This is a genomic window from Brachybacterium sp. AOP29-B2-41, assembly GCF_052378395.1.
GTDB lineage: Bacteria > Actinomycetota > Actinomycetes > Actinomycetales > Dermabacteraceae > Brachybacterium.
The window spans coordinates 22,990-43,960 of sequence record NZ_JBQSXR010000013.1; the positions used below are offsets into that span (position 1 = coordinate 22,990).

General features: G+C 68.7%; 12 protein-coding genes. 6 read left to right on the forward strand and 6 right to left on the reverse strand.

Features of this window, described 5'->3' with window-relative positions; translation table 11 throughout:
• The first annotated feature begins 9 nt into the window (after positions 1–9).
• The gene (locus ACT3T9_RS12995; RefSeq protein ID WP_444606748.1) at positions 10–810 is read left to right on the forward strand and encodes a GH25 family lysozyme; all 801 of its coding nucleotides are present in this window, start codon (positions 10–12) and stop codon (positions 808–810) included.
• Here ACT3T9_RS12995 and ACT3T9_RS13000 read toward each other — a convergent pair.
• Entirely contained in the window at positions 798–2,216 is a 1,419-nt protein-coding gene (locus tag ACT3T9_RS13000; RefSeq protein ID WP_441444199.1) for an MFS transporter, read from the reverse strand. The two genes, ACT3T9_RS12995 and ACT3T9_RS13000, sit on opposite strands and share 13 nt — an antisense overlap.
• A gap of 317 nt (positions 2,217–2,533) precedes the next feature.
• Between ACT3T9_RS13000 and ACT3T9_RS13005 the strand changes: the two genes are divergently transcribed.
• The 5 genes from ACT3T9_RS13005 (at position 2,534) to ACT3T9_RS13025 (ending at position 8,661) form a co-directional block, all read left to right on the forward strand.
• Positions 2,534–3,874 (forward strand): ABC transporter substrate-binding protein, encoded by a 1,341-nt coding sequence (locus ACT3T9_RS13005; RefSeq protein WP_442331819.1) that lies wholly within the window; start codon positions 2,534–2,536, stop codon positions 3,872–3,874.
• A complete protein-coding gene (locus ACT3T9_RS13010) occupies positions 3,874–4,794 on the forward strand; it encodes a carbohydrate ABC transporter permease (protein ID WP_441444201.1) in 921 nt (306 codons plus the stop codon). The genes ACT3T9_RS13005 and ACT3T9_RS13010 overlap by 1 nt, the downstream gene beginning before the upstream one ends.
• 7 nt (positions 4,795–4,801) lie before the next feature.
• Positions 4,802–5,665, forward strand: a complete 864-nt coding sequence (locus ACT3T9_RS13015) for a carbohydrate ABC transporter permease (protein WP_442331818.1) — start codon at positions 4,802–4,804, stop codon at positions 5,663–5,665.
• 113 nt (positions 5,666–5,778) lie between these two features.
• Positions 5,779–7,371 (forward strand): flotillin family protein, encoded by a 1,593-nt coding sequence (locus ACT3T9_RS13020; RefSeq protein ID WP_444606749.1) that lies wholly within the window; start codon positions 5,779–5,781, stop codon positions 7,369–7,371.
• Between the two features lie 261 nt (positions 7,372–7,632).
• Positions 7,633–8,661: an ATP-dependent 6-phosphofructokinase gene (locus tag ACT3T9_RS13025; RefSeq protein WP_444606750.1), complete on the forward strand. Its 1,029-nt coding sequence runs from the start codon at positions 7,633–7,635 to the stop codon at positions 8,659–8,661.
• Here ACT3T9_RS13025 and ACT3T9_RS13030 read toward each other — a convergent pair.
• From ACT3T9_RS13030 to dnaE, 5 genes are all read right to left on the reverse strand, one after another.
• Complete coding sequence (locus ACT3T9_RS13030) at positions 8,658–8,780, reverse strand: DUF1731 domain-containing protein (protein ID WP_444606751.1); 123 nt, start codon at positions 8,778–8,780, stop codon at positions 8,658–8,660. The two genes, ACT3T9_RS13025 and ACT3T9_RS13030, sit on opposite strands and share 4 nt — an antisense overlap.
• A gap of 8 nt (positions 8,781–8,788) precedes the next feature.
• On the reverse strand, positions 8,789–10,030 hold the full coding sequence (locus tag ACT3T9_RS13035; RefSeq protein ID WP_444606752.1) for an acyl-CoA dehydrogenase family protein: 1,242 nt from the start codon (positions 10,028–10,030) through the stop codon (positions 8,789–8,791).
• Positions 10,031–10,071: 41 nt separating this feature from the next.
• On the reverse strand, positions 10,072–16,233 hold the full coding sequence (locus ACT3T9_RS13040) for an Ig-like domain-containing protein (protein WP_444606753.1): 6,162 nt from the start codon (positions 16,231–16,233) through the stop codon (positions 10,072–10,074).
• Between the two features lie 200 nt (positions 16,234–16,433).
• Positions 16,434–17,312 (reverse strand): endonuclease/exonuclease/phosphatase family protein, encoded by an 879-nt coding sequence (locus tag ACT3T9_RS13045; RefSeq protein ID WP_444606754.1) that lies wholly within the window; start codon positions 17,310–17,312, stop codon positions 16,434–16,436.
• Between the two features lie 4 nt (positions 17,313–17,316).
• The gene (gene dnaE / locus ACT3T9_RS13050; RefSeq protein ID WP_441443505.1) at positions 17,317–20,886 is read right to left on the reverse strand and encodes a DNA polymerase III subunit alpha; all 3,570 of its coding nucleotides are present in this window, start codon (positions 20,884–20,886) and stop codon (positions 17,317–17,319) included.
• Between the last annotated feature and the right edge of the window lie 85 nt (positions 20,887–20,971).

Here is a 20,971-nt window from a genome sequence, read left to right on the forward strand (position 1 = left end):
CGAGGACACATGACGACCGGATCTGCGCGGAGCGGGAGAGCACGACGCCTCTCCCGCTCCGCGCTGCTGCGCAGCGTCCTCCTCCCTCTTGCCGCCGTGGCGTCGGCGCTCGCGGTGCTGGTGGCGACCGGCGTGGTCTGGCCGGGCCGGATCTTCGCGCACGGCTATGAGGTCCGGGGCGCCGATGTCTCCTCCTACCAGGGGGAGATCGACTGGCCGACCTTCGCGGGCGACGACCTGGACTTCGCCTACATCAAGGCGACGGAGGGCTCCTCGTACGTGGACGAGCAGTTCACACAGAACTGGGAGCACGCCCGCGATACCGGCCTCTTCGTGGGCGCCTACCACTTCGTGAGCTTCGAGAGCTCCGGGCGCTCGCAGGCCCAGCACGTGATCGACACCGTGGGCGGCGACGGCGCTCTGCCGAACGCGGTGGACATCGAGTTCTATGGTGACTATTTCGAGGATCCGCCCTCACGGGAGGCGGTGGACACCATTCTTGCTCCGCTGCTCGAGGAGCTCACCGAGCACTACGGCGTCCCGCCGGTCATCTACACCACGGCCGACGCCTACGACCTCTACATCGCAGGCGCCTACCCGGACTCCCCGATCTGGATCCGCTCCGTGGTGCTGCCGCCCGATCTGAACGACGGCCGCGGCTGGACCTTCTGGCAGTACTCCCACCGGGACCATCGTGATGGCTACGACGGCGAGGAGCGCTACGTCGACATGAATGTCTTCACCGGCTCTCGTGCCGAGCTCGCCGCACTCGCCTCGGTGGAGCCGACGGATCAGACTCAGGCCAGGTAGTCGACCTCGCGGGTCTCCTTGCCGATCAGCAGCGCGACGGCCGTGATGATCGCGGCGAGGGTCAGGTAGCCGCCCACCAGCCACAGCGGCCCGTCCAGCAGCTGCCATAGCGCGATCATCGCGTAGGGCGCGGGGGCCGCTCCGATCACCGAGGCCATGTTGTAGCTGACGGCGCTGCCGGTGTAGCGGACGTCCGCCGCGAACATCTCCGGCAGGAACGCCGCCATCGGGCCGAAGGTCAGGCCCATCAGGGTGAAGCCGAGGATCAGGGTGGCCATCACGCCCACCGTCCCGGCCTGCACCATCGGCTCGATGAGGAATCCGAAGATGCCGATCCCGGCGGTGACCGCCAGCAGCAGCTTCCGGCGTCCGAGGCGGTCCGCGAGCGGGCCGGAGACCAGGGTGAAGATGCCGAAGAACACGACCCCGATGATCAGCATGGTGAGGAACTCCGGGCGGTCATAGCCGAGACCGGGCGCGAAGCTCGCCGCGTCGAAGGGCTTGCCGGCGACCTCCGCAGCGGCGCGAGCGGTCTCCTCATCGGCCGCCGTGGTGCCGACGACCATGAGGAACGCGGTCATCAGGTAGAAGAGCACATAGGTGGCGACCATGGCGATGGTGGCGAGGACGAGCGGCTTCCAGGCGGTGCGGAACACGCGGGCGATCGGCACGGCGGCGACCCGCTGCTCGTCGATGACCTTCTGGAAGGCGGGGCTCTCCATGAGCTTCAGCCGCACCCAGAGGCCCACGATGACGAGGGCTGCGGAGAGCAGGAACGGCAGCCGCCATCCCCAACTCATGAACTGCGCCTCGGTCAGCTGCAGGCTGAGGGCCACGAACAGCAGGTTCGAGAGGATGAATCCGATGGGGGCACCGAGCTGCGGGAAGGTGCCGTAGAGGGCGCGCTTGCCGGGCGGGGCGTTCTCGGTCGCGAGCAGCGCCGCGCCGGACCACTCCCCGCCCAGGCCGATGCCCTGGCAGAAGCGCAGCAGCACCAGGAGCGCCGGGGCGAGCACGGTGAAGCCCGGGGTCGAGGCGGTGGGCAGGACTCCGATGAGGAAAGTCGCGATCCCCATCACGAGAAGGCTGGCCACGAGGGTGGTCTTCCGGCCGACTCGGTCTCCGAAGTGCCCGAAGATCAGGGAGCCGAGCGGACGGGCCACGAAGGCGACGCCGAAGACGGCGAAGGAGCTCAGCAGCTGGTTCGCGGGGCTCTGCGTGGGGAAGAACAGGGCCGGGAACACCAGGGAGGCCGCGGTCGCGTAGGCGTAGAAGTCGAAGAACTCGATCGTCGTGCCGACCATGGAGGCGGTGATGACGCGCCCGCGGGTGTTCGCCGGGGCGCCGGCCGGTGCCGAGCCGGGTGCCGGAGCAGCGGGGGGAGACGAGGGCAGAGCAGTATTCACGACGAGCGACCCTAGACCTCGCATTCCGCTATTCGGACCTTGTTGCCACACTTTGAGACGGACGATGGCGCGGGGCGCGGCGCGTGGTGAACCGTGCGAGGTCCGGAATTCACCGACCGGCCACCAGGAGGTCATCCCGGAACGACGTGCAGCGCTTTCCTGAACGCGGTCTCATCACGGTCCGGCAACGCACCCGGCAACCGACGGCAACCTTCGTACATCCTGCGGAAACACATCGACCATGTGGGCGTCGGCTGCTGCTGCGGCCGCCCCTCCGATGTGGGAGGGAATGTCGTCGCTGTCAAGGAGGACCGCGCATGTCACGCCACTCTGTCTCCCGTTCGAGCGTCACCCCGACCCGTCGGGCCGTCACGCTCGGCGGCACCGCCGCGCTCGCGGCGACCGCCCTGGCCGCCTGCAACCCAGGCGGCTCCGATGGCGGTGGCGGCGGAGGCGAGGACCCCGCCCCGGTCGCCGAGCAGGACACTGCCGAGTTCGCCGGCAAGACCCTCAGCTACCTCTACTTCACAGACGGGCCCGACGAACAGGCCACCCGGGACCTGATCGCACAGTTCGAGAAGGAGTACGACGTCACCGTCGAGCTCGAGATCGTGCCCTTCTCGGACATCACCACCACCTTGCAGGCTCGTCTCTCGGGCGACCAGGCACCGGATGTCGCCCGGGTCGCGGCGACCGCACCCTTCGCCGGCGATCTGCTGCTGCTGGACGACTACCTGGGCGCCGACTATCTCTCGGAGTTCACCGAGGGCGTCCAGGTGGGGATGACCGACGCCGACGGCAAGATCCAGGCGATCGCCTCCGACCTCACCCAGAACGGTCCCTTCGTGAACGCGGACCTGTTCGAGCAGGCCGGGGTCGCACTGCCGGAGGCCTGGACCTGGCAGGAGATGGTCGACCTCGCCACCCAGGTGCAGGAGGCCACCGGCACCGAGTTCGCCTTCGCCATGGACAAGTCCGGCCATCGCCTCTCCACGATCCTGTCCCAGGGCGGCACCTATCTGGTCCAGGACGGCACCAGCTCGCTGGACCCCGCCGCCGCCGCGACCGCACTGCAGCCGCTGGTGGACATGATCGAGGCCGGCACCTCCCCCAGCGACTTCTGGCTCGACTCCGGGACCAAGTACCAGGGCGCCAACGAGGTGTTCCTGGCCCAGCAGACCCCCGTCTACCTCTCGGGCAACTGGCAGGTCGCCCAGTTCGACGCCAATGCGGAGTTCGGCTGGGCGACCATGCCCAACCCCACCCAGGTCGCCGGTGGCGGCTTCCCCGGCGGGAAGTTCATGGTCGGCTTCGCCGCCGGCCCGGAGAATCAGCTGGCTGCGACGTTCCTGCAGTTCATGAACTCCACCGAGTCCCAGGAAGCGTTCATCACCGCGTCAGCGTTCATGCCCACCCGCGCCGACCTCACCGAGTCCGGCGTCGAGTACCCGGTGCGCAACGAGGAGATGGGCGTGTTCGTCACCGACCTGGGCGAGACCCCGGCCGAGGCCTACGCCGCCTGCTACGACCCGAACTTCGATGCCGCGGCGCAGGAGTTCATCTCGGAGTTCGCGGAGGTCGTCGCCGGGAACAAGGACCTCGCGACCGCGATGGAGGATCTGCGCACCTCGATCGACGCGATCGTGGAGCAGGCCTGATGTCCGCGACCACGGCACCCGTCCCCGTCCGGAGCCCACGGCGCCGGCGGGTGCCGTGGTCGCTGCGGGCGGCTCCCTATCTGTTCCTGCTGCCGAACATGGTCATCTTCGGCCTGTTCACGATCTACCCCGCCTTCAGCGGACTGAACATCTCGCTGTACAGCTCCCGCAACGGCCGCACCTTCGAGTGGGCGGGCCTGGGCAACTACGAGCGGATCTTCGCGGACGACGACTTCTTCCAGGCGATGTTCAACACGATCATCTTCGTGATCGCCTTCGTGGGGCTCTCGGTGATCATCTCCGTGCTGCTCTCGGTGCAGCTGAACGCGCAGAACATCGGCAAGTCCTTCTTCCGTTCGGTCTTCTTCCTGCCTGTGCTGCTGAGCCCGGTGGTGGTGGGCATCGTCTGGCGGTGGCTGCTGGAGCGGAACGGGGGCCTGGTCAACGCCGCGCTCGAGGCCGTCGGCATCGGGCAGGTCCCGTGGCTGGTGGACACGAACCTCGCGATGCTGAGCGTGGTGGCCGTGAGCCTGTGGGTGAACGTCGGCTTCTACACCATGATCCTGCTTGCCGGCCTGCAGTCGATCGATCCCAACCTCTACGAGGCAGCGAGCCTGGACGGGGCGAATCCGATGCGCCAGTTCCAGCACATCACCTGGCCGATGCTGGCTCCGACCACGATGGTGGTGCTGATCCTGTCCACGATCCACGGCTTCCAGGCCTTCGACGTCATCTACAACCTCACCGGCGGCGGGCCCGTGGGAGCCACGACCCTCCTGGTGCAGTACGTCTACGACAACGCCTTCGGCCCCCAGATGCAGTACGGGATGGCGGCAGCCGGCTCCGTGGTGCTGTTCGTGGTGGTCATGGGCTTCACGGTGCTCAACTGGTTGCTGGGCCGACGCGCGGAAGCGGTGTGATCCGATCATGACGACAACCTCTGCCAAGCCCACCACCTGGACCTCGACCTCCCGCACCCGCGTGCGGCCCCGGGACGTGGTGCGCACCGTCAACCTCACCGCGCTCGCGCTGCTGGTGCTGATCCCGCTGCTGTGGACCGTGCTCGGCTCCTTCAAGAGCCCCTCCGAGCTGGCCCAGCGCCCGCCCACCATGCTGCCCCAGCAGTGGCACCCGGAGAACTACGTCGAGGCGCTCACCGGGTTCGACATGCTGCGCTACCTCACCAACAGCGTGATCGTGGTGGTGGTCGCGACGGTCCTGACGCTCGCAGTGAACTCGATGGCCGCCTATGCCCTCTCGCGCTACAACTTCCGAGGCCGGGACCTGCTGTTCCTGGTGACGCTCGCGACGATCATGGTGCCGCTCCAGGTCATCCTCATCCCCGTCTACCAGGTGACCGCGTCGCTGGGGCTGACGAACTCGCTGTGGGGCGTGATCCTGCCGGCCATCGCCACCCCCACCGGGGTGTTCCTGCTGCGCCAGTACATGCTCACGATCCCTGACGAGCTGATCGACTCCGCACGGGTGGACGGGGCGCGCGAGTTCGGGATCTTCTGGCGCGTGGTGCTGCCGCTGTGCAAGCCGGCGCTGGCGGTGCTGGCGATCTTCTCGGTGCTGTGGCGATGGAACGACTTCCTGTGGCCGCTGGTGGTGACCAATGAGCGCACCCGCACCCTGCCGGTGGCGCTGCAGCGCTTCGCGAGCCAGGAGGTGGTGCCCTTCAATCTGGTGCTCGCGATCTCGGTGGTCTCGATGATCCCGGTGCTGATCTGCTTCCTGGTGTTCCAGAAGCAGATCGTCCAGGGCATCGCCGCCTCCGGCATGAAATGACCTCCCGGGTGCGGAGATCACGAGAGGGTCTCCGCTCCCGAGACGTGCCTGCGGGAACACGGTTTCAATGGAAGAATGCTCGCGGCAAGCCTGTACTTACCTGAGGGGGACTCATGGAACTGTTCGTACCCGTCGTCGGCGTCATCGTCGTCGTGGCGGTCGTCCTGCTGATCGCGCTGATCGTCCTGATGCGCAGCTACCGGATCGCTGCGCCCAACGAGGCGCTGATCATCACCGGCCGCAACGCGAAGACCAGCCCGACCGGCGACATCGATCTCGAATCCGGCAGTGCTCGGGTGATCATCGGCGGCCGCGCGATCGTGCGACCGATCTTCGACCGCGCCTTCGTGCTGAGCCTGAGCTCGCGCCAGATCCCGGTCGAGGTCGACGGCTACTCGATGAACGGCATCTTCCTGCGCCTGCGCGGGGTGGCGCAGGTCAAGGTCGGTGGCAACATCGACGACGTCCGCAAGGCTTCGCAGCGCTTCCTTGATCAGCAGCAGCAGATCGACCACTACACCCAGGAGATCCTCTCCGGCACCCTGCGCGCTGTGGTCGGCACCCTGAGCGTCGAGCAGATCATCCGTGACCGTGCGTCCTTCGCCTCCCAGGTGCAGGCCGAGTCCGAGCACTCGATGAACAACCAGGGTCTGGTCATCGACACCTTCCAGATCTCCGCCATCGAAGATGACGGCTCCTACCTGCGGGACTGGGGACGCCCGGAGGCAGCACTGGTCGCCAAGCGTGCCGCGATCGCCGAATCGGACGCGAACCGCGAGTCGACCCAGGCCAGCAACCTCAACCTCCAGCAGGAGGCCGAGTCCAAGCAGGCCTTCGACCTCCGCAATGCGGAGATCAAGGAGGAGACCGACGCTCGGCAGGCCGTCGCCGATGCGTCCGGTCCGCTCGCCCGTGCTGCCCAGCAGCAGCGGATCATCGAGCAGGAAGAGATGATCGCGGTCCGCAACAACGACCTGCGCGAGAAGCAGCTGGTCGCCGAGGTTCACAAGCCGGCCGAGGCCAAGCGCTACGCCGAGCAGCAGGATGCGGACTCCAAGAAGTACACGCGCATCGCCGAGTCGGAGGCCCAGCTGACCGACGAGCGCAACCGCGCCGAGTCCCGCAAGGTCACCGCGGACGCCGAAGCCCACGCCATCGAGGCCCGCGGCCGCGCCGAGGCCGAGGTCGAGCTGCAGCGTCGCTCCAAGGACGCCGAGGCTGTTCGGCTCGAAGGCCAGGCAGAGGCCGACGCCCTGCGTGCCAAGGGCGAGGCCGAGGGTGCGGCAATCCGCGCCAAGGGCGACGCCGAGGCGGAGACCACTCGTGCTCGCGCCGAGGCCTACAAGCAGTTCAACGACGCCGCGGTGCTCAACCAGGTGCTCGAGGTCCTGCCTGCCGTCGCGAACGAGCTGGCAGCCCCGTACTCGAACATCTCCAACCTGTCGGTGTTCTCCACCGACGGCGAGGCGAAGATCGGACAGAACATCTCGGTGGGCCTCGCCCAGGTGCTCGACATGGTCAAGTCCACCACCGGGGTCGACTTCCAGGACACCCTCAAGCGCGCCGCCGACGGCGGTCGCGTGGTGCGTGAGCAGGCCGAGCACACGGAGGGCGCCTCGCGCACCGTCCCGTCGGCCGCTGCTGGCACCGACGCTGAGTCCGGCTCCGGCTCTGACGCCGACGCCGGCTCCGACAGCAAGGCCTGATTCGTCGGAGCGATTCTCCTGAGCGCCCCGGTCCCTCCACGCGGAGGGGTCGGGGCGCTCTGCTGTCCGGGCAGCTCCGGGCGCTTAGCTGTCCGGGAAGCTCCCTGCTCCGCAACCTGCTGTTCACCGGCAGGTTTCCCGGGGTCTCAGCAGGCCGGTAGTCCTTCCTCTGCCGCCTCGAGAAGCTCTAGGGTGGAGCCATCTGGCGAGACGGTACGCACCGTTCGCCGCCCCACGCGAGTCAAGAAGAGGCCCTCCCCCATGAAAATCGGAATCCTGACCTCCGGCGGCGACTGCCCCGGCCTGAACGCCGTCATCCGCGGCGCGGTGATCAAGGGCGACAAGTACTTCGAGGACGAGTTCATCGGGTTCAAGGACGGCTGGCGGGGCGTGATCGAGAACGAGTGGATGACGCTCCCCCGCCGGCGGGTGCGCGGCATCGGGCGCATCGGCGGGACCATCCTGGGGACCTCGCGTTCCAACCCCTTCGCCGACGGCGAGGACGGCGCCGAGCTCGTGCGCCGCCATCTGGACGAGAATGACATGGACGCGATCATCGCGATCGGCGGCGATGGCACCCTGTTCACCGCGAACCGGCTCTTCGAGGCAGGCATCCCGGTGGTCGGGGTGCCGAAGACCGTCGACAACGACCTCGACGCGACCGACTACACCTTCGGCTTCAACACGGCGGTGGAGATCGCCACCGAGTCGTTGGACCGGCTGCGCGTGACCGGGGACTCCCACCATCGCTGCATGGTCGCCGAGGTGATGGGGCGCAGCGTGGGCTGGATCGCCCTGCACTCGGGGATGGCCGCGGGAGCGCACGTGATCTGCCTGCCGGAGTTCCCCCTGTCCCTCGACGAGATCTACGCGCATGTGAAGTCAGCCTTCGACCGTGGCCGAGCCCCGCTGGTGGTGGTCGCGGAGGGATTCGTCCCCCGGGATGCCCCCGAGGACTTCATGAAGTACGACCTCGACGAATTCGGGCGGCCGCGCTTCGGCGGGGTGGCCGAGGTGCTGGCCCCGCTGATCGAAGAGCGGCTCGGCATCGAGTCCCGAGCCACAGTGCTGGGCCACATCCAGCGCGGCGGCGAGCCGACCGGCTACGACCGGGTGCTCGCCACCCGGCTCGGCACCGCTGCCGTGGATCTCGTCCATGAGGGCGGCTTCGGTCGGATGGTCGCGCTGCGCGGCACCGAGATCGTGAACGTCCCGCTCACCGCGGCGATCGACAGCGTCAAGCGGGTGCCGGAGTCCCGTTGGCGCGAAGCCGAGGTGCTGTTCGGCTAGCGCCGGAGCGCCGCCACAGCGTCCTCGAGGTGGGGGTACTGGAACCGGAAGCCGACCTCGTCCAGCACGCGCGACGTGGCGTGGCGCCCGGTGAGCCCCAGTGCGGGGTCGGTGCGCATCTCTCTGCTCAGCTCTGCAGCGGCGTGTGGTCGGCACCGATCTCACCGAGCAGAGCCTTGGCATAGGAGGCGTGCACGGACTCCTCGTCGGAGGGGTGGTACATCCCGGCCCGCACGTCCCGGGAGAGTCGCTCGAGCTCGCTGCGGCGGAAGTACTGGGCACCGCCGCTGGCGCGGAGCACCTGGTCCACCGCCCTGATCGCCGTCTCGGTGGCCCGGGACTTCACCCCGGAGAAGTGCAGGAACCAGCGCGGGCCGTGGTCGGTCACGCCCGGCCCCTGCACCCCCGTCCCGAGGGCGTCGAGATCCGCCATCACCTTCTCGATCTGCAGGATCACGCCGTCCACCCCGATCGCGGCATCGGCCAGGCGCCAGCGGATATCGGGGTCATCCGCGTGGACGATGCCCTTGGTGGCGTTGCGGCGGGTGATGGCGACCTGGGTGCCGACGGCGAGCGCACGCTCGGCGATCCCGGTGTACACCGAGGCGATGAGCAGCTCGAAGGCGCCGAAGATCCCCATCACGAAGAGATCGGGGTTCGGGCCGACGGGGGTGGTGGTCAGCACCCGATCCGCGCCGACGGGCGCCGCGTGAAGCCTGGTGGTGCGGGACTGCGAGGCGCGCATGCCGTGGGTGTCCCAGTCGTCGAGCACCTCGACGGAGTCGCTGCGCTCGATCACGCCGAAGACGAGCCGCGGATCCGCTTCGGTGGCCTCGGCGACCCTGCCGTGCACCACCAGCCGGTCCCAGACCGGGGCGAGGGAGGTGAAGATCTTGGTGCCGGAGAGGCGGAAGCCGCCACCGGACTGCACCTCGGCGCGAGTCGCGGAGTCGAAGAGCATCGCGTCATTGCCGGGTTCGGAGATCCCGAAGGCGAACAGCTTCTCCGCTGCGGCGTCCTCGAGGACGGTGCGCATGGAGTCCACGCCGAGCCGGTGGGCATGCAGCGCCGCGCCGGTGACCACCAGGTGCATGTTCATCGACAGGGCCGTGGCCGGTGCCGCCTGGGCCAGGCGGCGCTGGATCCGGGAGGCCTGCAGCAGAGAGGCACCGAGCCCGCCGAGCTCGGTGGGCACCAGCAGGCGAAGGTAGCCACGTGCTCGCAGATCCGCGAGGTCGTCCTCCGGGAAGGTGTTCTCCCGGTCATGGGTCACCGCGCGTTCGCGGAAGGTGCCCAGCAGCGCCTCCGGCAGGAAGGCGTCAGGGTCGAGAGCGGGGTCTGCGGCGTCGGAGATGTCGGAGGCGTTCATGACCCCACGCTAGAGCACCCGCGCTGAGTGCGTCTGCCCCCTCAGACGACGGCGAGCTCGCTGTACTTCCCCTCCGCGTCCACTCCCCGGATGAAGAACTGCACCTCACCCGTGGGATCGTAGGGAAGGGTGAAGGCGCCGGTGCCTCCGATTGAGGTCCAGGCGTATTTCTCGGTACTGCGCCATTCATAGTTCACTGCCCCGAAGTCCGTGGGCTGAGGCATGATCCTGTCCCCGGTCTGGAAGGGGGCGCCTCTCTCGATCGTGATGCTGATCGGTTCGTACGGCACATCGCCCCAGGCGGGGGTGGTGAAGGTATGGGTGACGGTCTCGCTCTTCAGGCCCTTCTCGTTCACCGCATAGGCCGTGACGGTGTAGGTGGTCGATTCGGCGGGTTCGCACGTGGTGTTCATGTTCGATGAGCTCACGACTGTCCGATTGCAGGACAGGCCCTGCGGCTCGACCACGACGTGCTTGAACGGAACACCTCCGGAATCCGCCGGTCTGGTGAGGTAGACAGCGATCCGACAGTTCCCCGGTGAGTGACAGATGAACCCGGAGTCGTCGGCCTTGATCACCGGCGTGCCGGGCTTCGCGTACGGGGTGACGGAGGCCGTGGGGGCGGAGGGGGCGCTCTCTCCGCCCGCGAAGCGGTTGCGGGCCTGCACGGTGAAGCGATACGCGGTGCCGTTGTCCAGTCCGGTGATCCGCACCGCTTCGATCTCGCCGTCCACCGTCTTGGATCCGCCGTCCCAGCGGATCACGTACTCCTTGATCGGGGTGCCGTTGTCCTCGGCGTGCTCCCAGGACACCGCGGCGGTGCCGTTCGGTCCCTCCCCCTCTCCTTCGCTGGGCAGGGTGGCGGTGACCTGGGTGGGTGCCTCGGGCACTGCGAAGGGGACCACTTCGTTCGAAGAACTGGAGACCGCGCCGCGGCCCACCACATTCACGGCGGTCACGGTGAAGCTGTAGCTGGTGTTGGGATCCAGGCGGTGGAAGGTGTGCGACGTGGCATCTGCATCTGCCGTCTCGCTGGTCCCGTCCGAGCTGGTGACGATGTACGAGGTGATGTCCTCGCCGTTGGCGGTGTCGTCATCCGCCGCCGGCCAGCTGACCTTCATCCCGCCGCCGAGCGGATCGTTGACCCGTTCCGCGGTGACCTTCCCCGGCAGCTTCTTGGGCACGCCCGCCGGGTGCTCCGGAACTGACCAGTCGGACCATTCCGAGGGCTGCTCGGACAGGTTGCTGGCGCGCACCCGGAAGCGATGGACCTCGCCGTTGCGCAGGGGCTCCCAGAGCACCTGCATCGTCGCGGCGTCCACGGTGCGCTCCTTGAGCGCTCCGCTCTCGCTGATCTGCATCTGGAGCGTGTACTCCTGGAGCGCAGATCCCTTGTTCACCGGGGCGCGCCAGTCGACCGTGAGACCGCCATCGCCGCGGGTGACGGCGGGCGCTCCCGGCGGCTCCGGCCGCACATCCGGGGTGGCGGGTGCCGAGGGCGCCGAGATCGGTGAGTCCCCGACCTCGTTGTGTGCGATGACCTGGAAGGTGTATTCGCTGCCGTTGGCGAGGCCGGTCAGGGTGCAGGAGGTCGAGGGGCACTCCCGGGACACCGCCGGGCCGGTGGCCGAGGTGACGGTGTATCCGGTGATCGGGGCGCCGTTGTCGTCCCCGGCGGTGAACACCAGCTCGACGCTCCCGTCCCCGACCTGGCCGATCCGCGGGACCGACGGGGCCGCGGGCTTGCCGCGCACCGTCGCGAGGATCTCGCCGCTGACCCGGCGCTCCGGGTCCCCGGTCTGGTCATCCACGATGTAGGACGCGCTGAGCACTCCGGCGAAGTCCTCGTCCGGGGTGATCACCACCTGGTCACCGCTGATGTCCACCGATCCCTCGCCGTTGATCAGCTGCGCCGAGACCAGGGTGAGCGGATCACCGGGGAAGGGGTTCGAGTCGTTGGCCAGCACCGGCAGGGAGGCGGTGCGGCCGGCGTCGATCTCGGCGTTGTCCAGCACTGCGGAGGGCAGGGGGCGCTTGCTCCCGCCGACGAGGAGCTGGAAGTCGGCAGACACCGGGTCGGTGCTGCCATCGGTCACCGTCACCGGGACCTCCACGCTGGCCCCGCGCACCGCCTCCGCCGAGGCGCTTGCCGTGAGGGTGCTCCCGTCGACCGCGATGCTCACCCCGACGGGCAGCTCGGCCCCGGCGAGCGCGAACCGGAGGTCGTCCCCGTCCGGGTCCTCCGCGGCGGCGGTCAGATCGAAGGTGGTCGCCGCACCGCCCTGCTCGAGCTCGAGCGAGGCACCGCGGAAGGTGGGTGGAAGGTTCGTGTCCCCCGGCAGCACCTCGATCGGGATCACCAGCTGACCGGACGCGGCGGTGGCATCACCGGCTGGCCCGTCGGAGACCTCCAGGGAGATCGAATCCCGGCCGGCGAAGTCCTCGGCGGGCCGGTAGCTCAGCGTGCTCTGGTCCACGACCAGCTGACTCCCGTCGGTGTGCTCCGCACTGACCGTGGCCGCATCGAGGATCTGCGCGCCGGCAGCGCCAGGACGCACCCTCACCAGCAGCGGGTCGCTCAGGTCGATGCTGAGCTCGCTGCCCGCGACCACCTCGAGGGTGCCGCCGGCCCATACCGGGGCGATCATCGAGGTGCCAGGCACCCAGACATAGCCGGTGGAGGACTGCCCGTCGACGTCGGTGATGCGGTAGCGCAGCCGCTGCTGCTGCGCGGAGGGCACCAGGGTCAGGATCCCCGACTCGTCCAGTACGGCGTCCTCGCCGCCCTCGCTACCCTCGCCGACGTCGCCGTCGCCGAGCAGCTCGACCTCGAGGTCGTTGATGCTGCCGTCGGGATCGCGGTCATTGGCCAACACATCGACCTGGATCTCGGTCATCTCGGGGTCCAGGACATCTCTGGGGTCCACGAAGTCATCGATCGCGACCGGTGCCCGCAGCGGTGCATTCGGATCCACCCGCACGGTGAGGGTGGCGGCGCTGCTGAGCTGCCCATCGGAGATCTCGTGGAGCACCGGATGGGTTCCCGCCTCGGCAGGCGTCACCACCGTGATCAGGTCCGTGCGCTCACCCTCTGCCTGTGGAACCACCTCGAGGTCGGTGGTGGCGGAGACGGTCTCATGCAGCAGCGTCAGGGCGTCGCCCTCCGGATCGGAATCGTTCTCGAGCACCTGGGCCTGGACCTCGCGCTCGGGCCGGACGTCGATCACGTCGTCCACCGCGTAGGGCGGCTGGTTCTGCTCGGACGGGGCGGCGGTGCCGATGAGCACCTCGGCGGTGCCCACGGCGCCGGAGCGATCCATCACCTGGTAGCGGAAGCGGTCGGTGCCCACCGATCCCTCGAAGGGCACATACTCGATCCAGTGACCGGTGGCGCTGGTGACCTCGCCGAGCTCGGGGACGGGGTCCGAGATGCCCATCAGCATCACCGAGTCGCCGTCGGGGTCGATGCCGGTGGTGGAGACCGGGATCCGCACCGGGGCGCCCGCCACGGCACGCGCGACCAGGTTCTCCGGGCGGGGCGGGGCGTTGGAGGCATCGATCGGGACGATGCGCACGGTCAGCCGGGCCGCGCCGCTGCGTCCGGTCTCATCCACCACCTCGTAGGTGAGGGTCGCCTCGCCGCTCGCGTCGGGTGCGGCGGAGAAGCGGATCTGCTGATCATGGAGCTCGGCCTGGCCGAGGTCCTCGGATCCCGCGATGTCGGTGAGGTCGCCGAGGTGAAGGTCCGAGTTCGTGGGAGAGAGGTCGTTGTCGAGCACGTCGACCAGGACCATGTCACCGGCGCGCACCACGGCCTCGTCCGGGGCGCCGACGGGGTTGGCGAACTGGGTGTCGGTGCGGGCGAGCATCACCCGGATGGTGCCGGTGGAGCTGCCGGTGGAGTTGGCGACTTCGTAGGTCAGCGGCACCGGTTCCTCGGTGACCTCCGCCCCGGGGGATGCCTCGACCCGCACCAGGTGGTGGCCGACCACGGTCGCCTTCAGCCCGCTGCCCTCGGGGAGCTCCACCGAGCCCAGCACCAGCACCCCTCCGGTGGGGTCCACATCGTTCTCGAGCGGATCCAGCAGGGTGTCGCCCCCGGTGGTGACCAGCCCCATGTCATCCACGGCGACCGGCAGCATCGCATCGCGGCCCGGCGGGACCACGTCGATCCGGATCAGACCGCGCGAGCTGGCCGCCGGAGCGGAGACCGTGTAGCCGACGTAATAGGTCCCCTCCGCTCCGCTGACGCTCACGGAGCCGGTGACCAGGTCCGCGTCGATCTCGAGCCCCTCGACCTCGTCGACATGGGTGAGCTCGAGGGAGCCGCCTGCGGGGTTGATGTCGTTGGCCATCGGCGCGAAGGTCGCAGAGCGGCCGGCGACCACCTGCACATGGTCCGTGGTGGTGATCGGCTCGAGCTCCGTATCGGTCACCGACTCCACCTCGAGGACGTCCTCGGAGGTCTTGCCATGCTCGTCACGGAACGTGAGGGTGATCTGCTTGGTGCCGATCACCAGGCCGGCGTCGTCGAGGGTGACGGTGCCATCGGCACGAAAGCTGAGGAGGTCCTCGGGGGCGATGCTCGCATCGGCGAGGTAGAAGGCGTCTCCCTCCGGGTCCTCCCAGTAGGGCAGCACGTTGAGGGTGACGGTGCTGCCGGAGAGCACCTGCACCCGGATGGCCTGATCGGCGGGGACCGGGGCAGTGTTCTGCGAGGGTGGGTGCACGGTGAGGGTGACGGTGGCGGTATCGGTGCCGCCGCGGCCGTCCTCGACCTGATAGGTGAAGGTGGCGGTGCCGCTCGCGGAGTCCTCGACCGCGATCTGCAGCTGCGTGCCGCCCCGGATGGGGGTAACGGTGCCGATGCCCGGCTGCTCGCCGCTGAGCTCGGCGAGCAGCACGTCCCCGTCGGGGTCGCTGTCATTGCGGGTCACCGGCAGCACCACGTTCGCTCCGGCGCGCACCCCGTACTCGTCGTCGTTCGCGGTCGGGGGGCGGTTCTCCTGGTCGCGGTCCGCCTCGACGTCGGTGATGGTGGAGGTGACCGTCTCGGTCTCCTTCTCCTTGTCGTTCTGCTGGATGTCCTGCGTGATCACCCAGTCATCGACCATGGTCATGTCATCCCGGATCATCCAGGAGAAGCCTTCGACGTGGTCGTTGAGCACCACCAGGTCGCGATTGACCCGCAGCACCAGCTCGGAGGAGGCCGTCGCCTCCGGCACCACGCCGGAGGCCGGCTCCGCTCCCTCGCAGAGGCGGAGGTAGCGCTGTGAGCCGTTCCAGGCACCGTAGCTGCAGCCGGCGACCTGGGCGGGTGCGGCCGGGGTGCCGGTCCCGCCCGCCGGGTGCGCCACCGGTGTGCCGCCGTCCATCGGGACCTGGAGCAGCGAGTCCGTGGTCGCGAGCACCACCTGGTCGGAGTCACCGCCCGGCTGCTGGAGGGCGACGCCGCTGGCATCGGCGACCCCGCTGGAGGTGAGGTCGACGGTGCGCAGCTCGGTGCCGAGGCGCAGCAGTCTCTGCTCCCGATCCAGCACCACGGGCTGCTCCGCGACCGCGGTCAGGGCGACCGAGCCCTCCCTCGTGGAGATCCCGCTGACGGTGATCGGGTCCCGCGTCTCGGGTTTCGCGGTGTCCACGCCGCGTGGGAAGGTGTGGAGCTGGTCGCCGTCGAGCACGAACACGGTGCCGGAGGTGGTGACGGTGACCTCCACGGCGGAGCCGCTGGCCTCGTGCACGGGCTCGACTCCTCCCGGGGTGAAGGCGGCGGCCTGCTCCGGGGTGAGGATCCAGACCCTGCCATCGGCGGCAGCGATCGCCACCCGGTCCCCGCCGAGCGCGAGGGAGGACTCCGGTGGGAGCTCGACGACGCCGCCGCGCAGCACGGAGGCGGTGTTCAGGACGCTGTAGCCACGGGCACCGACGGCGAGGACGACGTAGCCCGACTGCACGATGTCGAGGTCGTCACCCCTCAGCGAGAGGCGGGCGTCGAGCTCCTCGGCGTCCACGTTCAGGCGGCCGACGAACCCCTCAGAGCGATTGGTGACCCAGACCCCGCCATTGGAGACGTCGATGTCGGAGGACTGCAGTCCGGGATAGCGCAGCGCGAACGCTGTGAGCACGAGGGCGAACAGGGTGATCACGGCACTCGAAGCAACCGCTGTGCGGCGTCGACGTGCGGCTGCGGCCCTGGCGCTCACTGCGGTGTTCCTCCCCCGCCGCAGTGCATCCCCGGAGGCCCCCCGTCCGGGCGCCTGCCTGCGGCCGTCACATCGTACCGCTCGGTCGGGCGCCGCGGACAGCACCGCCCGCGATGTCTACCCCGGATCGCTCAGCAGCTCATCCCCCAGCAGCTTCAATCACCAGCAGTTCGCCCTTCAGCCCTTCACGCACCTGCACCTCAGCCGGTCATGCGCACCGTCGCGACCACGGGGCGATGGTCCGAGGAGCGTCGGGTTCCCACCTCGACGCTGCTGACCTCGATCTCGCCGCGCACCCAGAGCGAGTCAATGCGCCGCACGGGAAAGCGGGCCGGATGGGTCGCGAGCCTCAAGCTGCGCAGCGGCGTCATGACCACGTCGAGCTGAGCGTGAATCTGTGAACGCGGGCCTACCCTCCGAGCGGACTCCACGACTCGAGCCGTGGACGCGCCGTCTCCTGAAGCCGCCTCCTGGGCAGCATCTCGCCATAAGGTCTGGGCAGCATCTCGCCATCCGGTGGCGGCGAGAGCGGCCAGTTCCGGAGTGGAGGGATCGGCGTTCATGTCCCCCATCAGCAGCGCCGGTCCCGTGAGGTCCGCAGCGTGGCGGACGATGCCCTGCACCTGGGCGGTGCGGTGCGCGCGGCCGGCATTGTCGAGGTGGGTCACCAGCACGTCGAGCTCCTGCTCCCCCGGCCCACGGATCCGCGCATAGAGCACGCCGCGGGGCTCCGTCGGCGGCGCGCAGCCAGGGTGGGCGGGCAGCAGGGCGAGGGAGTGCCTGAGGATCTCGTGGCGGGTCAGCAGGGCGAGCCCGTAGCGGCGGGGCGGCTCACTCTCACGGGCGGGCGGCAGCTCGAGAGCGGCACCGAAGCAGACCTGCATCCCCAGCAGCTCCCCGAGTCGTGCGGCCTGATCCTCGTGCCCGGAGCGGGGTCCGAAGCCCTGGTCCACCTCCTGCAGGCCGATCACCTCGGCATCGAGCGCCGCGATCTCGCGGGCCGTGCGCGCGAGATCCACCCGGCCGTCGTCGCCGAGCCCGTGGCGGATGTTGTAGGTCGCCACCCGCCACGTGCTCATCGCATCACTGCAGGCAGCTGGGGCCCAGCAGCGTCTTCAGCGAGGCGTACAGCGCGGCCGAGGGGTTCACCGAGAGCCGCTTGTCCAGCTGCATCAGGGTGGTGCGGCCCGGCTCCTGCAGGCGCAGCCGCACCTCGCTGGCGCCGGGATTGTCCTCCAGCACCCCGCGCAGCTCGCTGACCACACGCTCGGTCGCGCGGGTCGCCGGCAGGGCGATGACCACGGGCCCGTCGGCCCCTCCCCCGGTCTCGGGGACGGTCATCTCCATCACCCGCAGCTCCGGCATGCCCTTGGAGGTGTCCACCCGCCCCTTCATCGAGACGATGAGATCCTCAGCGAGCTCCCCGGCGACCGTCATATAGGTGGAGGGGAACAGCAGGCAGTCGATCGAGCCCTCGAGGTCCTCGACGGTGACGATCGCCCACATGTCACCCTTCTTGGTGGTCTTGCGCTGCAGGGTCGTGATCAGCCCGGCGATGGTCACCATGGCGCCGTCCTCGACGGCACCGTCATCGGCCAGGGCGCTGATCGTGGTCGAGGAGTTCTGGGCGACGACATGCTCGAGCCCGTACAGCGGATGGTCGGAGACGTACAGGCCCAGCATGTTCCGTTCGAACGCGAGCTTCTCCTTGCGGTCCCACTCGGGAAGATCCGGGATCGTGATGGTCGCTGCGGAGCCGGTGGTCATGTCTCCGTCGTCCGCGCCGCCGCCGAACACATCGGCGAACAGGTCGTACTGGCCCTGAGCCTCCTTGCGCTTCACATCGACCACGGAGTCCACGGCGTCCTCATGGATCAGCACCAGCGAGCGACGGTTCGCGCCGAGCTGGTCGAAGGCACCGCCCTTGATGAGGGACTCGATGGTGCGCTTGTTGCACACCGACAGCGGGACCTTGTCCAGGAAGTCGGTGAAGGAGGTGAAGGCGCCCTTCTCCTCGCGGGTGCGGATGATCTCCTCGACCACGTGGGCACCGACGTTGCGGATCGCCGAGAGCCCGAAGCGGATGTCCTCGCCGACGGCGGAGAAGTACAGATCGGACTCGTTCACATCCGGCGGCAGCACGGTGATGCCGCGGTGGCGGCAGTCGCCCAGGTACAGGCCCAGCCGGTCGCGGTTCTCCTGGGTGGAGGTCAGCAGCGCGGCCATGTACTCGGTGGGATGGTTCGCCTTGAGGTAGCCGGTCCAGTAGGACACCACCCCGTAGGCGGCGGAGTGCGACTTGTTGAAGGCGTAGTCGGCGAACGGCATGAGGGTCTCCCACAGCGCCGTCACGGCGGCCTTGGAGTACCCGTTGTCCTGCATACCGGCCTCGAAGGAGGCGAACTGCTTGTCCAGCTCCGACTTCTTCTTCTTGCCCATGGCGCGGCGGAGGATGTCGGCCTGACCGAGGCTGTAGCCGGCGACCTTCTGCGCCGTCTGCATGACCTGCTCCTGATAGACCAGCACGCCGTAGGTCTCGCCGAGGATCTCCGAGAGGGGCTCCTCGAGCTCCGGGTGGATCGGGGTGATCTCCTGCAGCCCGTTCTTGCGCAGCGCGTAGTTGGTGTGGGAGTTCATGCCCATCGGGCCCGGACGGTACAGCGCCGAGACCGCGGTGATGTCACCGAACTGGTCGGGCTTCATCTGCCGCAGCAGGGTGCGCATGCCGGAGCCGTCCAGCTGGAAGACGCCCAGGGTGTCGCCGCGCTGCAGCAGCTCGTAGGTCTTCTGGTCGTCGAACGGCAGGGTCTCCAGGTCCGGCGGGACCTTCCCGTTGCGCTCCATATTCGCGATCGCGTCGGAGAGCACGGTGAGGTTCCGCAGCCCCAGGAAGTCCATCTTCAGCAGGCCGAGGGTCTCGAGCGTGGGGTACTCGAACTGGGTGATGATCTGGCCGTCCGAGGGGCGGCGCATCATCGGGACGATGTCCTTCAGCGGGTGGCTGGACATGATCACGGCGCAGGCGTGCACGCCCCAGCCACGGGTCAGCCCCTCGACGCCCCGGGCGACCTCGACGACCTTCTGGACGTCGGGATCCTCGTCATGCAGCCGGCGGAACTCCCCCGCCTCGGCGTAGCGCTTGTCCTCGGGGTCGAAGATCCCGTTGACCGAGATGTCCTTGCCCATCACGGTGGGCGGGAGGGTCTTGGTGAGCTTGTCGCCCATCGCGAAGGGGTAGTCGAGCACGCGGGCGGCGTCCTTGAGCGAGTTCTTCGTCTTCATCACGCCGTAGGTGATGACCTGGGCGATGCGGTCATCGCCGTACTTGCGCTCGACGTACTCGATCACCTCGCCGCGGCGGCGATCATCGAAGTCGACATCGAAGTCGGGCATGGACACGCGGTCGGGGTTCAGGAACCGCTCGAACAGCAGGCCGTGCTCGAGCGGGTCGAGGTCGGTGATGCGCATCGCGTAGGCGACCATCGAGCCGGCGCCGGAGCCACGGCCCGGGCCCACCCGGATGTCCTGCTCCTTGGCCCACTTGATGTAGTCCGAGACCACCAGGAAGTAGCCCGGGAAGCCCATCTGCAGGATCACGGAGACCTCGTAGTCGGCGCGCTTCTGCACATCATCGGGGATGCCGGAGGGGTAGCGGTACTCCAGGCCCCGCTGGACCTCCTTGACGAACCAGGACTCCTCGTCCTCCCCGGGCGGGGTGGGGAAGTTCGGCATGTAGTTCGCGCCCTCGTCGGTGGTGCGGAACTCGACCTCGCACATCTCGGCGATGGTCAGGGTGTTGTCGCACGCCTCAGGGAACTCGCGGAACAGCTCGCGCATCTGCCGCGCCGACTTCAGGAAGTAGCCGGAGCCGCCGAATTTGAAGCGGTTGGGGTCGTTCAGGCGCGAACCGGAGTTGATGCACAGCAGCACGTCCTGGATCTGCGCATCGTCCTCGGTGACGTAGTGGAGGTCGTTCGTGGCCACGAGCGGGGCGCCGATCGCCTTGCTCACCTCCAGCAGGTCCTTGGTGACCCGCTTCTCGATGTCCAGGCCGTGGTCCATCAGCTCGATGAAGTAGCTGTCCTTGCCGAACATGTCCTGGAACTCGCCAGCGGCCTTGACCGCCTCGTCGAACTGCCCCAGGCGCAGGCGGGTCTGGACCTCGCCGGAGGGGCAGCCGGTGGTCGCGATCAGGCCCTCGGAGTACTTCGAGAGGATCTCGCGGTCCATGCGCGGCCACTTGCCCATCTGACCGTCGAGCGACGCCTCGGAGGCGAGCCGGAACAGGTTGTGCATGCCCGGGGTCGACTTCGACAGCAGGGTCATGTGGGTGTAGGCGCCGCGGGCCGAGACGTCATCGCCGGCGGCCTGCTGCTCCTTGGTGCCCCACTGCTGGCGGGTGCGGTCATGGCGGCTGGTCCCCGGGGTCACATACGCCTCGACCCCGATGATCGGCTTGACGCCGGCATCGGTCGCGGCCTTGTAGAACTCGTAGGCGCCGAAGAGGTAGCCGTGGTCGGTGATCGCCACCGCGCTCTGCCCCTGCCGCTTCGTCTCGGCGACGAGTTTGTCGATCTTCGCAGCACCGTCCAGCAGGGAGTAATCGGTGTGCACATGCAGATGCACGAAGTCATCAGAGTCCGCGGAAGCCATACCCACCAGAGTAGCCGTGGAGCCTCCGACCGAGGGATTCAGGGAGGGGTCGGAGAGGTCACCCAGCACCTCCGGCGTGTCGCCC

Bases quoted from the DNA above. Each gene is read 5' to 3' on its own strand.
- ACT3T9_RS13005 (WP_442331819.1), top strand. From the start codon at position 2,534: ATGTCACGCCACTCTGTCTCCCGTTCGAGCGTCACCCCGACCCGTCGG.
- ACT3T9_RS13025 (WP_444606750.1), top strand. From the start codon at position 7,633: ATGAAAATCGGAATCCTGACCTCCGGCGGCGACTGCCCCGGCCTGAAC.
- dnaE (WP_441443505.1), bottom strand. From the start codon at position 20,886: ATGGCTTCCGCGGACTCTGATGACTTCGTGCATCTGCATGTGCACACC.
- ACT3T9_RS13015 (WP_442331818.1), top strand. From the start codon at position 4,802: ATGACGACAACCTCTGCCAAGCCCACCACCTGGACCTCGACCTCCCGC.
- ACT3T9_RS13045 (WP_444606754.1), bottom strand. From the start codon at position 17,312: ATGAGCACGTGGCGGGTGGCGACCTACAACATCCGCCACGGGCTCGGC.
- ACT3T9_RS13020 (WP_444606749.1), top strand. From the start codon at position 5,779: ATGGAACTGTTCGTACCCGTCGTCGGCGTCATCGTCGTCGTGGCGGTC.
- ACT3T9_RS12995 (WP_444606748.1), top strand. From the start codon at position 10: ATGACGACCGGATCTGCGCGGAGCGGGAGAGCACGACGCCTCTCCCGC.
- ACT3T9_RS13030 (WP_444606751.1), bottom strand. From the start codon at position 8,780: ATGCGCACCGACCCCGCACTGGGGCTCACCGGGCGCCACGCCACGTCG.
- ACT3T9_RS13035 (WP_444606752.1), bottom strand. From the start codon at position 10,030: ATGAACGCCTCCGACATCTCCGACGCCGCAGACCCCGCTCTCGACCCT.
- ACT3T9_RS13010 (WP_441444201.1), top strand. From the start codon at position 3,874: ATGTCCGCGACCACGGCACCCGTCCCCGTCCGGAGCCCACGGCGCCGG.